Origin of the sequence: Rhodopila sp., assembly GCF_035548095.1 — a bacterium.
In the GTDB taxonomy this organism is placed as follows: Bacteria; Pseudomonadota; Alphaproteobacteria; order Acetobacterales; family Acetobacteraceae; genus Rhodopila.
The window spans coordinates 126,177-139,926 of the sequence record NZ_DASZUV010000020.1 but is presented as its reverse complement, the minus strand read 5'-3'; the positions used below and the strand labels follow the sequence as shown (position 1 = coordinate 139,926).

The 13,750-nt window shown below is 67.2% G+C and carries 15 protein-coding genes; 2 read left to right on the top strand and 13 right to left on the bottom strand.

Annotated elements, in window-relative coordinates; translation table 11 throughout:
* Positions 1-10: 10 nt before the first annotated feature.
* From VHC04_RS15195 to VHC04_RS15165, 7 genes are all read right to left on the bottom strand, one after another.
* A complete protein-coding gene (locus tag VHC04_RS15195) occupies positions 11-361 on the bottom strand; it encodes a hypothetical protein (RefSeq protein ID WP_325682724.1) in 351 nt (116 codons plus the stop codon).
* A gap of 17 nt (positions 362-378) precedes the next feature.
* Positions 379-735, bottom strand: a complete 357-nt coding sequence (locus VHC04_RS15190) for a hypothetical protein (protein ID WP_325682722.1) — start codon at positions 733-735, stop codon at positions 379-381.
* A 110-nt stretch (positions 736-845) separates the two neighbouring features.
* Positions 846-1,967 (bottom strand): M20 family metallopeptidase, encoded by a 1,122-nt coding sequence (locus tag VHC04_RS15185; RefSeq protein ID WP_325682720.1) that lies wholly within the window; start codon positions 1,965-1,967, stop codon positions 846-848.
* A gap of 100 nt (positions 1,968-2,067) precedes the next feature.
* A complete protein-coding gene (locus tag VHC04_RS15180; RefSeq protein WP_325682718.1) occupies positions 2,068-3,729 on the bottom strand; it encodes a molybdopterin-binding/glycosyltransferase family 2 protein in 1,662 nt (553 codons plus the stop codon).
* The gene (locus VHC04_RS15175) at positions 3,726-4,424 is read right to left on the bottom strand and encodes an XdhC family protein (protein ID WP_325682716.1); all 699 of its coding nucleotides are present in this window, start codon (positions 4,422-4,424) and stop codon (positions 3,726-3,728) included. The genes VHC04_RS15180 and VHC04_RS15175 overlap by 4 nt, the downstream gene beginning before the upstream one ends.
* Positions 4,425-4,600: 176 nt before the next feature.
* Positions 4,601-4,936: an XdhC family protein gene (locus VHC04_RS15170; RefSeq protein WP_408903820.1), complete on the bottom strand. Its 336-nt coding sequence runs from the start codon at positions 4,934-4,936 to the stop codon at positions 4,601-4,603.
* The gene (locus tag VHC04_RS15165) at positions 4,933-6,099 is read right to left on the bottom strand and encodes a vWA domain-containing protein (RefSeq protein ID WP_325682714.1); all 1,167 of its coding nucleotides are present in this window, start codon (positions 6,097-6,099) and stop codon (positions 4,933-4,935) included. Before VHC04_RS15165 ends, VHC04_RS15170 begins: the two co-directional genes overlap by 4 nt.
* 257 nt (positions 6,100-6,356) lie before the next feature.
* Between VHC04_RS15165 and VHC04_RS15160 the strand changes: the two genes are divergently transcribed.
* Positions 6,357-6,929 carry a hypothetical protein gene (locus tag VHC04_RS15160; protein ID WP_325682712.1) on the top strand — a complete coding sequence of 191 codons (573 nt, stop codon included), beginning with the start codon at positions 6,357-6,359 and terminating at the stop codon, positions 6,927-6,929.
* A 57-nt stretch (positions 6,930-6,986) separates the two neighbouring features.
* On the opposite strand, the gene VHC04_RS15155 is transcribed toward VHC04_RS15160, so the two are convergent.
* The 6 genes from VHC04_RS15155 to VHC04_RS15130 all read right to left on the bottom strand — a co-directional run bounded on the left by VHC04_RS15155 (position 6,987) and on the right by VHC04_RS15130 (position 12,011).
* Entirely contained in the window at positions 6,987-7,472 is a 486-nt protein-coding gene (locus VHC04_RS15155; protein WP_325682710.1) for a GNAT family N-acetyltransferase, read from the bottom strand.
* Position 7,473: 1 nt separating this feature from the next.
* Positions 7,474-8,262, bottom strand: a complete 789-nt coding sequence (locus tag VHC04_RS15150; RefSeq protein ID WP_325682708.1) for a class I SAM-dependent methyltransferase — start codon at positions 8,260-8,262, stop codon at positions 7,474-7,476.
* Between the two features lie 120 nt (positions 8,263-8,382).
* Positions 8,383-8,967 (bottom strand): histidine phosphatase family protein, encoded by a 585-nt coding sequence (locus VHC04_RS15145; protein ID WP_325682706.1) that lies wholly within the window; start codon positions 8,965-8,967, stop codon positions 8,383-8,385.
* Between the two features lie 4 nt (positions 8,968-8,971).
* Positions 8,972-9,586, bottom strand: a complete 615-nt coding sequence (locus tag VHC04_RS15140; RefSeq protein WP_325682704.1) for a glutathione S-transferase family protein — start codon at positions 9,584-9,586, stop codon at positions 8,972-8,974.
* A 273-nt stretch (positions 9,587-9,859) separates the two neighbouring features.
* Entirely contained in the window at positions 9,860-10,369 is a 510-nt protein-coding gene (locus tag VHC04_RS15135) for a tetratricopeptide repeat protein (protein ID WP_325682702.1), read from the bottom strand.
* 100 nt (positions 10,370-10,469) lie between these two features.
* Positions 10,470-12,011 carry a peptide chain release factor 3 gene (locus VHC04_RS15130; protein WP_325682700.1) on the bottom strand — a complete coding sequence of 514 codons (1,542 nt, stop codon included), beginning with the start codon at positions 12,009-12,011 and terminating at the stop codon, positions 10,470-10,472.
* A gap of 273 nt (positions 12,012-12,284) precedes the next feature.
* Between VHC04_RS15130 and VHC04_RS15125 the strand changes: the two genes are divergently transcribed.
* Entirely contained in the window at positions 12,285-13,601 is a 1,317-nt protein-coding gene (locus VHC04_RS15125) for a class I SAM-dependent RNA methyltransferase (RefSeq protein ID WP_325682698.1), read from the top strand.
* The last annotated feature ends 149 nt before the right edge of the window (positions 13,602-13,750 follow it).

The window sequence follows — 13,750 nt, the reverse complement described above, 5'->3', positions numbered from 1 at the left end:
GACCGGAATGCTACTCTATCGGCACGAAAATCGAGTGCCGCATCTTGCCGCCGATCGACTGTGACAGATGTCCCTTGCCGCGGACATCCTCCACCAGGATCACTTCGCCCGCGCCGATTTCCCGCGCCTCGCCGTCGCTGGCAGTAATCTTCACACCGGCGTCCAGGTTGATGATGTATTGCCGCCGTGGCGCGGGGTGCCAATCCAGGTCGTAGTCTCCGCTGGTTTCGCGGAAGATCACACCGGTGGCCGGCAGCCGGGCCGACAGCTTGCTGCCGTTACGTTCCTCGACCCACTGAACCTCGATGTCGCGCCAATGGGTTTCGCCGGCATCGTCGACGTAGATGTTGTGGATTTTCATGAATGCCTCCTCTCTTGTTACTCGGTCGGTATGAAGATCGAGTGCCGTATCCTGTCACTGACCGACTGCGACAGGTGACCCTTGCCAGTGGTGTCCTCCACCAGGATCACCTCTCCGGCGCCGATGATCCGAGCCTCTCCGTCACTGGCGGTGAGTTTCACGCCGGCATCGAGGTTGATGATATACTGCCGGCGCGGCGCGGGATGCCATGGCCTGTCGTGCTCCGCCTGGGTCTGACGGAAGATGATGCCATTGGCCGGGAAACGGACCGACGTCTTGCCCTCCGGGCCTTGCTGCGCCCAGTCGACCTGGATATCGCGCCAATGCGACTCGCCGTCCGCGTCGCAGTACAGATTGTGGATCCGGATGGCCATCACGTTTCCTCGCTTCCTGTTGCGGGGCAGCTTGGGGGGAAATGCCCGCGCAGGGCAAATCGCCTTGCCGACCGTGCGGAGACAGAGGCGGGAACCGGCGCGGCGATCGTCTACAGCGTCTCCAGCAACCCCGCCATTAAGGCCGCCCTGGCTGAAAGATGCTGCCACAGGATGTGCTCATGTGACGCGTGCGCGCCGGCACCGGGACAACCGAGACCATCCAGCGTCGGCACACCCAGGGCAGCGGAGAAGTTGCCGTCCGATCCGCCGCCGCGGGACTGCTTCGGCAGCGGCAGGCCGACCTGCTGGGCGATCACCTGCGCCTTGCCGTATAGCGCGGTGATCGCGGCACTTTCCGTATAGGGTGGGCGGTTCATGCCACCCTCGACGATCACGCGGCAGCCCGGCGTGCGGGCGGACAGAGACAGGATGCGTTCTTCCATCAGCATCCCATCCTCGGCGGTACTGACCCGCAGGTCGATCTCGCAACCGGCATCCGGCGAAATGACATTTGGGCGGGAGCCGCCCCAGATCGGTGCGGCGTTGAGGGTGATGCCGCGATCGATGTCGACCATGCGGTGCAGGGCCAAAATCTGGTGCGACAGCTCGACGATCGCAGATGCCCCGTCCTCGAAGCTGGTGCCGGCGTGGGCGCCGCGGCCCTCCACCCGAAGAACGAAGCGACCAACGCCTTTGCGCGCGGTGACGCAGGCGCCCCCGCCGCCAGCGGGTTCGGGGATCAGCACGGCGGCGGCCTGGGCGGCTTCCCGCTCGATCAGCCAGCGGCTGGTTGGGCTGCCGACCTCCTCATCCGGGGTCAGCAGCAGGACGATGGGTCTGGGTGTGGCGATCCGCTGGCGCAGGATGCTGCGGACAGCATGGAAGGCGAGGAAACTGCCTGCCTTCATGTCATAGATGCCAGGACCATGCGCCTTGGTCCCGTTCACGGCGTATGGCATCTGCGCCAGCGTGCCCAGTGACCACACGGTGTCGAGATGGCCGGACACCAGGATCGGCTGACCGCTCCCTTCCGTGCGGGCGATCAGGTTGTCGCCGAACCCGTCACGGCCGGGAATCCGCGTGATCGCGGCGCCGGCCTGCGTCAGCTCCGCTTCCGCCACGTCCATCAGCCGGTTGACCGAGGCGGCGTCTGTCGTCGGTGTTTCCAGTTTCACCCACTCGGCCAGTTCCGTGAGCAGGTCCATGGAGGAGCCGACCTCGGTCGAGGGCATGCGGTTCGTCCTTTCGGTGGTGACGGGAACCGCCACCGTATCGCTGGCGGAGGGCGGCGGGAACCATCGACCGGTTGGCGCGGCTTGCGCGGGTCCTGTCTCAGTTCTCGATGATAGCCGGCCGCATGCCTTTCGGCAGCGTCGCCAGAGCTTCCGTCGTGTCGAAATCGCGCAGCACCGCGTCGTCGCCCATCTCCACCTCGCACACCGCCTCGGCGTGCTTGCCGACCAGGAAGCGGGCGCCCGAATCCCCCGAAATCTCCAGGATTTCGGGAAAGAAGCGACGGTCCCAGATCATCGGGTTGCCCTGTTTGCCGCGAAAGGTCGGCAGCACGATCAGCCGGCCCTCGTGCGGATCGTACATCGACAGCAGCCGATCGATCATCCGGCCGGTGACCAGCGGCATGTCCCCCAAGCAGACGAGCGCCGCCGCGCTTTCCGGCGGTACCGCGGCGATGCCGGCCTTCAGGCTGGCGGACAGGCCATCGGCGTAGTCGGCGGCGTGCACGTATCGCACCGGGCGGCCACCCAGGGCCGCTTCCACCTGATCCGCCATGTGGCCTGTCACCACCAGGATTGGCCGCGCGTTGGAGGATAGCACGTTATCAACCACCCGCGCGATCATGGGCTTGCCGCCACGGTCGGTGACCAGCAGCTTGTTGTGCGGTGCCATCCGGCGCGAGCGTCCGGCGGCCATGACGATCGCCGCGATGGTGGGAGCGCTGCGCGGCGCGACACCGGATCGCGGCGTGGCGGGCGCTTTTTCCCGAGGCATCGGCCTTGTCTCCATCTCCTTCAGCAGTCCGCCGACGCCCAGCCGCATCAGGTCACGGCCCGTCACCGGTAAGCCGGCGAACAGCCGCGTCAGGACGAAATCGATCCCGTTCAGGCTGGGGCTTCGCGCGCAGCCCGGCAATACGAGCGCCGGTCGATCGCCAATGCGGCCCAGGCAGATCAGGTTGCCGGGATCCACCGGCATGCCGAAATGCATGATCTGGCCACCGGCCCGCACGATGGCTGCTGGTCCGACGTCGCGGCGATCCACGACGGCCGAGGCGCCTACGACCATCAGCAGGTCCGCGCCCTGGGCGATCAGCGCTTCCAGTCCATCGGCGATCGCCGCCTCCTCGTGCGCGCGGTGCTCCGGCGACAGCAACGATCCGGTGAGCCTGGCGACGCGCTGTTGCGTCACTGCCACCGTCTTTTCGATGGTGCTGTCCTTGAGGCCGGGCAGCTTTGTCACCACCAGCCCGACCTTCAGCGGCCGGAACGGGTGCAGGGCCAGAGGTGGCGGCCCTTGCCGGGCGATGGCCTCGGCGACCGACAGCGTCGTGCCAGGGACTGCGAACGGGATGATCTTGATTGTCGCCACGAGGTCCTTCGGCGCAACCACCGCGTAGTCGGGCAATGTGCCGATGGTGATGGCTTCGTCGATCATGTTGAGCCCGTCGATCCGGCCGGCATCGACGCGCAACAGGCCAGGTGCCTCGGCAACAAGGTTCACCCGACCGGTTGCGGCGCGGGATCGGGCAATCAGCGGCGCCACCAGCGGGGTGGCGAGCCGGTCGGCGGCAATGTCTTCCGGCACGTCTCCCGGGTCGAGGCGTGCACAGATGACTTCGGTCTGGCCGGCCTCCCGCAAAGCGGCGATAGCGGTTTCGTCCAGCAGCGATCCCTTGCGGATCATCCGCTCGCCGATTCTCTGGCTGTGCGCCATGATGGCACCGCGGGCCTCGTCCAGCGGTGCCGATCCGAACCTCATAACGATGCTTTGGGCGGCAGCGGCGCGTTGCGGCGGACGCCGACGATTTCAGCCATGATCGACAGGGCGATCTCGGGCGCGGTGACTGCCTCGATGTTCAGGCCGACCGGTCCCTTGATGCGGGAGAGCGCGTCATCCCCATGCCCGAGGTCTCGCAGGCGCTTCAGCCGAGCGGCATGGGTGCGACGGGAACCGAGGGCGCCGATATAGAAGGCCTGTGAGTGCAGCGCGCGATCCAGCGCCGGATCGTCCAGTTTCGGGTCATGCGTCAGCGTCACCACGGCCGTGCGGGAGTCCGGGGCGAATGTCTCCATCGCCTCGTCAGGCCACGCGGTGGAGATCTCGACCCCCGGGAACCGTTCATCCGAGGCGAAGGAACGTCGGGGGTCCACCACCGTGACGGCGAAGCCGCAAGGCACCGCAAAAGGTACCAGCGCCTGGGCGATGTGAACGGCTCCGACCACGATCAGGCGCAGCGGCGGGTTATGGGCGTGCAGAAACCAGTCCGCGCCGTCGATCCTGACGGTGCCGCTTTCATCCCGGTCCAGCGCACGCCGGGCCGCCTCGTTGAGCGCGTCGGCGGCGCTTGAATCCGGCAACAGGCACTGTTCGCCCGATGGCAGGCGGGTGGCCAGCACGACCGGACGCTTCTCGCGCTTCGCCTGTTCCAGGGCGGCGAGGATATCAGGAGTCATGCACGTTCCTTCCCGCGTTCGTTCCGCTCACCATAGCGCGGGATCCTGAGGAGGGGGAGGGGCAGGGCGGCGACAGGCGATCGCCAGGGGCCGTCGTCAGGGGCCGTCGCGAGAATAGAATGCGGGGCATGCGAGCAAGGCCGCACGCCCCCGCCGTCAGCGATGACTGCCGCGGGTCAGACGAGCTTCTCGACAAACACCTTGACCTTGCCGCCGCATGCCAAACCGACTTCCCAGGCGCGCTCGTGGCTGACCCCGAAATCCAGAAGCTGCGGCGTGCCGGTTTCGATGGTCTTCATCGCGGCATCGGCCACCGCGCCTTCGATGCAGCCCCCGGACACCGAGCCGGCCATCCGGCCCGATTTGGTCACCGCCATCTGGCTGCCGGCGGGGCGGGGCGAACTGCCCCATGTTTCGGTTACCGTCGCGACGGCAACCTGCTCGCCGGAGGCGCGCCAGGCGGCGGCGGTAGCGAGGACGTCTTCGACTTCGGCGGGGTTCATGCCACTCATGCGGTCATCCTTTCCGGACGGTCGCCGGCCGGTGGGGCCGGACGAGACAGGCTTTCGATCAATGCGCGCAGGCTGGCCAGATTGTGCACCGGGCGGAACTCGTCCACGTGCGGGAGCATGGCGCGGATGCCCTGTGATTTTGGTTCGAAACCGCTCCAGCGCAACAGGGGGTTCAGCCAGATCAGCCGGCGGCAGGACTTGTGCAGCCGCTCCATGTTCTCGGCGAGGCCTTGGGCGCCGTCGCGGTCCAACCCGTCCGTGATCAACAGCACGATGGCGCCCTGGCCCAGCACACGCTTCGCCCAGGCGCGGTTGAACGTCGCCAGCGCCTCACCGATGCGTGTGCCGCCGGACCAGTCCGGCACGGCATGGGCTACCATCTGAAACGCCACTTCGGGGTCCCGCGCCTTCAATTGTCGGGTGACATTCGACAGGCGTGTGCCGAACAGGAACGTATAGACCCGGTCGCGGTCGTTCGTCACCGCATGCAGGAAGTGCAGCAGGATCTGTGCGTATTTCGCCATCGAACCGGAGATGTCGCACAGGACGACCAGCGGTGGCGGACGGGTGGTGCGGCGGGCGCGGGCAATGGAGAAAATCTCGCCGCCCTGGCGCAAGCTGGTGCGGATGGTGCGGCGCAGATCGTAGATGGGGCCGGACGCATCCGGGCGGCGGCGACGCGTGCGGCGCAGGTCCAGCGGCAGCACCAGGCGGCGAATATCCCGCTTGGCGGCGGCGATGTCGCCGGCGCTCATGGATTCGAAATCCATCTGCCGCAGTCGCTCCTGGTCCGATACCGTCATGGTCATGTCGACCTGCGGTGGTTCGTCCTGAGGCGGCTGAGGTTTCTGGGATTTGTTGGCAAAGGCTTCGGCAACGCGCCGGGCGGCGGGTGGCGGCTTCTCCGGCTTCGGTTTCTTCTGCGCGTCCAGCAGGGCCATCGCCGCTGCCTGCTCCGCCGCCGAAGGATCGCGCCAGAACAGGTTGAAGGCCTGGTCGAACACCTCCTGATGCTCGTGGCGATGAATCATGACGCTTGACAGCGCGGTCCGCGTCTCGGTGCGGGAACCCAGATCGATGAGAGTCAGCGCATGCTGGGCCGCAATCGCCTCGGCCGGCCCGACCGGTAGCCCCGCTCGGCGCAGCAGCCGGGCAAAATGCATGACATTGGCCGCGAGGCACGACGGCGTTCCGGTCTCGGACATCGCCGACAGTGAACGAGAGGCAGCAATCGGGCGCAAGGGGGTGCCCCAGAAAGGCGCGAGTTCGTCGGTGCTGGCCGTACAAAGATTGGGTGTCTCATGAGGCGGCGAGCCGCCATGCAGGCATGATCTGGATTGATCGGCCGCCGCAGCGTAGAGTTGTGTCGGTGACCGGGTTGGATAGCAGCCTGTTACCCGCAGCGGTGGAGACAAGTCACATGAGCACGACCCAAGCCCCGCAGGCTCGGCCTCAATCCGAAATCGCGCTCCGCGCTGTCTGGTTGGGTCTCCTCGTCGTGGGGGGAGTCTGCTCCAGTTTCTTCTTCGCGTGCGCGACCCCGTTCGCCGCGCTCGCCACGCTCGCCGCCCTGAAAATGGAGTGGCGGGAGGGGATCGCTGTCGTGGGCCTGGTCTGGCTGGCTAATCAAACAATCGGCTTTGCGCTGCTGGGTTATCCCTGGACGGCGGACAGCCTGGCTTGGGGCGTGGCTATCGGTGCTGCGAGCTTCCTGGCGCTGGGTGCGGCGGCGGTCTTCGCTTCGGCGCAGCCTGTCCGGCTGGCCGTCAGCCTGCCATTCGTGGCGTCGTTCGCGGTCTATGAGCTGGCTTTGTATGTAGCGGGCTTTGGTCTGGGTGCCGGGCCGGATGCGTTTTCGTTGGCGACGGTCAAGCTCGTGTTCCTGGTGAACCTTGGGGCCTTCGTGGCTTTGCTGGCGCTTCACGCTGTGGCGCGCGCGGTGGGCCTGCCAGGCGGGGCCGCCGAAGGACCCGTGCTGGCCGGGTCGCGGTGAGCATGCCGCGTCGCGATGGTGTCCGCTTCACGCCGGCCGCTGCGTGAAGCGGCCGGTTTACCGGAGCCGTTTCGCCAGAAACCGGGTCCCGTCGACCGGCGTGTCGTAGTAGGGCGGGATCTGATCAAAACCCAGCTCGTCGTACAAACGCATCGCAGCCTGCATGAACGGAAGCGTGTCCAGCCGTATCTCCCGATAGCCGAGTTGTTCCGCTGCCGCGATGACGGCCTCGGCCAGCGCTCGTCCCAGGCCGAGCCCGCGGCCGGACGGGGCGACATACAGCCGCTTCATCTCGCAGCAGCCGGGCGGGTCGATGCGCCGCAGCGCCACGCAGCCGACCGGCGTTCCCGCCGCGTCGCGCGCCAGCAGCAGGGCGCCGGCGGGTGGGGCGTATCTGCCGGGCAGGCCAGCCAATTCGGCAGGGAAGTCCTGGTATCCGAGGTCGATCCCCAACGAATTCGCATACGCTTGAAACAGATCGGCCACCGCGATCAGATCGGCCGCTGAACGCGCCGGCGCGATATGGAAAGCGGTTTCCGCCATGTCAGTTGGGAACCCGTCCCTTGATGGCATTGGCCCGAGCGGGGTAGCGGATGCGACCGTCCGGATGGGGCGGAAGCTGCGCCCGGAGCCCGTCCCGAAGCACGGTCCGCTGCGCGTCCGACAGGCTGGCCACGATCTGGCGCATGCCGCCGGTGCCGGTACTCGCGGTCCATAGCGCCTCAAAATCGGCGAAGCCACGATGGACCGTGATCTCGCATGTTTCGATTTCCGTCAGCCCGGCGCCTTCCCATAAGGCGCGCAGAATCTCGATCCGCTCCGCACCCGCGCTGGGTGGCCGGAGCGGCGGGACGCCGATGCTGCGCAGTGCTTGCTGGATCGGTTGGAACGGAAAGCCGCCGCCAGTGAAATCCCAGGCATAGGCGGCGACCATGCCGCCGGGACGCACCACGCGAGCCATCTCGGCGACGCCCTTGGCCGGATCGGGTACGAAGAAGATCACCAACGCCATGACGGCTGCGTCAAAGCGGTTATCCGCGAAGGGCAAAGCCATCGCGTCGCCAAGCTGGAAGGTCGCCGCCGGAGAGCGGGCGCGGGCAAAGGCCAGTTGCGCCTCGGACGGGTCCACGCCCTGCACATCGGACGGTGAGAAGCGCTGCAGCACGGCTTCCGAGAAGGCACCGCTGCCGCAGCCGACGTCCAGCCAGCGCAATCCGCCGGCGGGCGCGAGCCAATCGAGGAACACATCTCCCGCCAGCCGGCTCCAGACGCCCATGCCGCGCTCATAGGCGGCGCCGTCGTCGAAGCGGATTTCAGTGACCGGTTGGCTCATGGCCAAGCTCCTTTCAGGCCGACCTACAACCGAGAGAAGACACTCCCGCCACGCGCGGTAGGCTCCGGTTTGCGGGCGCGTCGCCACATCAGGCAGTGGCGGGTGTCAGACAGCCGCACGCTAGGTCATTTCATCCGCGTATGTGATGGCCCAACGTGTCGATCCGGATGCCGGCGGTTCGCACCAGACCGGCACGGCGTTGCGGGTCCTCACGTTCGGTTCATGCCCCATCGCGCCGCGCAGCGCACGGAATACGGCGCCGTGGGCAACCACCAGCACGATCGGCGGGCGGGTGATGCAGCGGTTGATCACCGTCACCGACCGGGTGGTCAGCGTGCTGAAGCTCTCGGCGCCTTCCGGCGTGAACTCCCCCGTCACCCATTGCGGGAACCAGCCATCCATCGGATGGCCCTCCTTCACGCCATAGGCGGCCTCGCGCAGGTCGGCATCGATCTCCACCGGCAGTCCCAGCGTCTCCGCGACGATATCCGCGGTGGTTCGGGCGCGGCCGAGCGGCGAGCAGATGATGGACGTGATACCGCGTCCGCGCAGCAGCAGCGCGGCCGAACGAGCCTGGGCCAGGCCAGTCTCGTTCAGCGGAATATCGACGCTGCCCTGCGACAGATCCTTGGCGTTCCAGTCGGTCTGACCGTGACGCAGGAACCAGAACGCGGTGGGCGTGATCTGCGCGAGGGAGGTGCTCATCAGGTCAGGCCAGCCCTTCCGCTTTCAGCATCCGCTGCACGGCCGGGCGGGCCAGCATGCGCTCCAGGTGCGCGGCGCAATTCGCGGGCAGCGCGATGCCGACACGCTTGGACCAGAACTCCACGTAGAAGAGCGCGGAATCGGCGATGCTGAAGGACCCCACGGCGTAGTCCTTACCGGCCAGTGCTTCATTCAGGACGGCGAAGCCTTTTTCGGCAATCTCTTTCCCGCGGGCTTTTACCGCGTCCTCATCCGCCGCACTCGGCGCGTAGTTGGAGGGGCGGAAGATTCGCGAAAACCCCTGCATGTGGATGGTCGCGACGCAGTAATCCGTCAGTTCCAGTACGCGGGCCTGCAGGTCGATATTGTCGGGCAGCAGGTTGGCGAAGGGGTTGGTGCGTGCCAGCCAGTAGGCGATGGCGGGATATTCGGTCAGCACCGAACCATCGTCCCGTACCAGCGTGGGGACCTTGGACTTCGGATTCACGGCGGTGAATTCGGGCTTGAACTGCGCTCCCTCGCGCAGGTTCACGGCGATGCCTTCGTACGGCTTGCCGATCTCTTCCAACAGCAGGTGAATGCCGATCGAGCAGGCGCCCGGCGCATAATAAAGTTTCATCATCTCTCTCCCCAGACACACGCCCGGCGACGGCGCGCGGCCGACGCGCTCGGTGTGTGACCGGGCTTATACCGCGTTCGGGCGGCGGCGTCAGGCCCGCGGGAGTCCCGCAGGCACGGGAATGCCCAAGGCGGGCGTGCCAATCGATAAAGTTGTGAAAAGTTGTGACGGAAAGTTATGACGGGGCCGGGTTGACCCTGTCATGCTTTATCAACTCTTTGATTCAAGAGCGCGATTCACGCCTTCCAACCGCCGGCTTCAGGCGATCAGGCCCTAGTCGAGTCCCGCGCGGTTGCGGGCGACGGATTGCGTGGTCGGATGGTCCGGTCCCAGTCTGGCCATGTAGATCGACAGCGCCCAGTCCAGCGCCTTGCGTGCCGAATAGCAGTCACCCAGATCCTTCAGCACACCGGCCAGGTTGTTGGCATCCCGCGCCACGTGGGGGTGGTCGCGGCCGAGAGCAGTCTCATCGATCGACAAGGCGCGCTCGAACGCCGCGCAGGCGCCGTCCAGGTCGCCCAGGTCGTGCAGCACCAGGCCAAGGTGGTTGATATCGGTCGCCGTTTCCGGATGTTCCGGTCCAAAGGCCTCGGTGTGCATCGCCAGCGCGCGCTGCAACTGGACCTGCGCGTCCATCATCTCCCCCAACTCATGCGACAGCCGGCCGAGATCGCGCAGATCATGCGCCAGGTCGGGATGGTCAGGGCCCAGAAGGCGCTGCCGCTCCTCGATGATGCGCTCCAGTTCCATGCGTTGGGCGCCGAGTTCGCTTTTTCCGGCCATGGTCCCCATCCTGGTCAGTGGTCTACCCAGACGTAGCGGCGTCGGGTGGGGGTGCAAGCCCGTCGCGTCGATGATTGTGATGATGCGCGACCGAGCGGGATCAGGCAGCCATCTTCTCGGCGCGCACGTCCTTGATATCGCGGAACGTCACGTCTGGCGCCAACTCCTCCGACCGGCGCATCATGAAGGCCGAGGTCGCCAGGAACACGGGATCGCCGTCCACGTCGTCGGCCATCGCCGAGCGGTTCGCCGCAATGAATTTGGCCAATGCCGCCTTGTTGTCCGAGGATATCCATCGGGCGATATTGTAGGGGGACGTTTCGAACCCGATCGGCACCCCGTACTCGCCAGCCAGCCGCGATTGCAGCACGTCCAGCTGCAGCGTGCCGACGACGCCGACCAGCGGCGCCGATCCGTCCTGTGGCCGGAACAACTGCACCACGCCTTCCTCGGCCAGCTCCACCAGGGCCTGGCGCAGCTTCTTCGATTTCATCATGTCGTCCAGCCGGACACGGCGGAGGATTTCGGGGGCGAAATAGGGGACACCGGTGAACTGGATGTCCTCGCCCTCGGTCAGCGTGTCGCCGATGCGGAGCGTGCCGTGGTTCGGGATGCCGACCACGTCGCCGGCGAAGGCTTCGTCCACCACCTCCCGTTCGCGGGCGAAGAAGAACTGCGGCGCGTGCAGCGGGATCATCTTGCCGGTGCGCACCTGCTTCAGCCGCATGCCGCGCACCAGCTTGCCGGAGCAGACGCGGGCGAAGGCAATGCGGTCGCGGTGGTTCGGGTCCATATTCGCCTGGATCTTGAACACCAGCGCCGTCAGACCCGGCTCCGCCGCCTCGATCTCCCGCCGGTCGGCATGCTGCGCACGTGGCTTCGGCCCGTACTCCACCAGCCCGTCCAGCAGGTCGTGGACGCCGATATCCTTGATGGCGCTGCCGAAATACACTGGCGTCAGATGTCCGGCATTGAAGCCGTCGACATCGAATTCGGGCAGGGCGGCGGTGGCAAGGTCGACTTCCTCGGCCATCGCCTGGAGCCGCGGATCGGACTGGCCCAGCGTGGTGGTCAGATGGAGTTCCCGCTTCCGCAGGTCATAGGTGCCGGCGAACTCGACGGCGCGGCCAACCGGCCAGGTGACGGGCGCCGTGTCCAGCGCGAGGGTCGAAGCGATCTCATCCAGCAATTCGAACGGGTCGCGGGCCTCACGGTCCATCTTGTTGATGAAGGTGACGATCGGGATGTCGCGCAGGCGGCAGATCTCGAACAGTTTGCGTGTCCGGGCCTCGATGCCCTTGGCGGCGTCGATGACCATGACGGCGGAGTCGACCGCGGTCAGGGTGCGGTACGTGTCCTCCGAGAAATCCTCATGGCCCGGCGTGTCCAGCAGGTTGAAGACGCAATCCTTGTATTCGAACGTCATGACCGAGGTGACGACGGAGATGCCGCGATCCCGCTCGATCCCCATCCAGTCGGAGCGTGTACGGCGGCGTTCGCCCTTGGCGCGGACGTTGCCGGCCATCTGGATGGCGCCGCCGGCCCGCAGGATATGCTCCGTCAGCGTCGTCTTGCCGGCGTCGGGGTGGGAAATGATGGCAAAGGTGCGCCGGCGCGCGATTTCGGCTGCGGGGTCGGTCATTCCGAGGCTTTCTTGGGGGGCTTTCGACAATGCCGGCGGTATATAGGGGATGGCCGGTCGAAACGGAAACGCCGTCTGCGGGACCCTGGGACCTGGGATTGGACATAGGCCGTCCGGATGACCTTTTGTCCCAGCCGCGGCCTGGTCACGCTTTTCCGTCCGTCTGCCGTGTCGCCACCGGCCTTCGACCCGGCGGACAGGGCGCGGGGCGAGTCAGTGCGACGTGTCCCGGCGCGCCTACCGCCGCGCAGCCACTTTCTGTAATCCCCATCCATGCCCCGCCGTCCGCCGCCCGTCCGCAAACCGCCCCCGCCGGTCCGCCTCACCATCCATCACATCGGCGCCGAAGGCGACGGCATCGGCCGCCTGCCGGATGGCACGCCGATCTATGTGCCGCAGACACTGCCCGGGGAGACAATCCAGGCCGTACCGCTCCGGCCCCGTGGCGACGGGTGGATCGCCCGCGCCACTGCTATCGAAACCCGGGCCTCGGACCGTGTCGCCGCCCCGTGCCCGTATTTCGGACACTGCGGCGGCTGTTCGCTGCAGCACTGGGCCGGCCCCGCCTACGCTGCCTGGAAACGGGGCTTGCTGGACGCCGCCCTCCGCCGCGCCGGCTTCGCGCCGCTGCCCGAGGCCATCTTCATCCCGGGCATGCCCGCCGAGCGTCGCCGGCTGGATTTCGCGGTCCGACGACACGCCGAGCGGATCATCCTCGGCCTGCACCGCCCGGGATCGGCCGAGGTCGAGGACCTCTCTGCCTGTCTGGTGTTGCACCCGGTACTATGCGGCCTGCTGACTCCGCTGCGCTCGGTCTTGACCGGGCTCGCCGCCATCCGGCGGCAGGCGTCGCTGATCATCAACCTGCTGGATGCCGGCCCCGATATCCTGCTGCGAACTGATGGTGATCCCGGCGCCGCCGATCGCGCCGCCCTGGCCGCCTTCGCCGCCGCCCATGGCGTGCCCCGCCTGTCCTGGGCGCGGGGTGCGGACAGACCCGAGACATTGTGCCTGCTGCGTCCCGCGGTCACCGAGCTGTCCGGTATCGCCGTCCGTCCGCCACCGGGGGCCTTCCTGCAGGCAACGCGGGACGGGGAGGCGGCGATCATCGCCGCGGTGCGAGCCGGCTTGCCGCCGCGTCTCACCAGCAGGTCCCGGGTCGCGGAGCTGTACGCGGGCTGCGGCACGCTCAGCCTCGCGTTGGCGCCCACGATCCGCGTCTCGGCGTTCGAGGGTGACGCCGACGCCGTCGCCGCACTGAAATCCGCTGCGAATCTCGGCGGTTTGTCCGGCCGGATCGAGACAGTGCATCGCGACCTCGCCCGTCAGCCGCTGTCGGCCAGGGAATTGTCCGGCTTCGCGGCGGTGGTTCTCGACCCGCCGCATGCCGGGGCGGGACCGCAGGCCGCCCAGATCGCTGCCAGCAGTGTGCCGGTGGTCATCTACGTCAGCTGCAATCCGGCCACGCTTTCCCGCGACGCGACGCCGCTGCGCCAGGCCGGTTATGTCCTGCACGCCGCCACGGCCATAGACCAGTTCCTCTGGTCCTCTCGGCTGGAATCCGTCTGCGTGTTCCGCAAGCCGCGCTGACATCGGCGATCCCGACCGATCTGTGTCGCGGTTCCTGCATCCTGTGCGGGAGAGGTCGGCGGCGACCAGGCCCAACGGCGAGCACATGCGGGCTGCCGAGGCGGGTTGCCGGGCCTGCCCCGCGTCGCCGCGCCGAGCGGGTCTCGCGG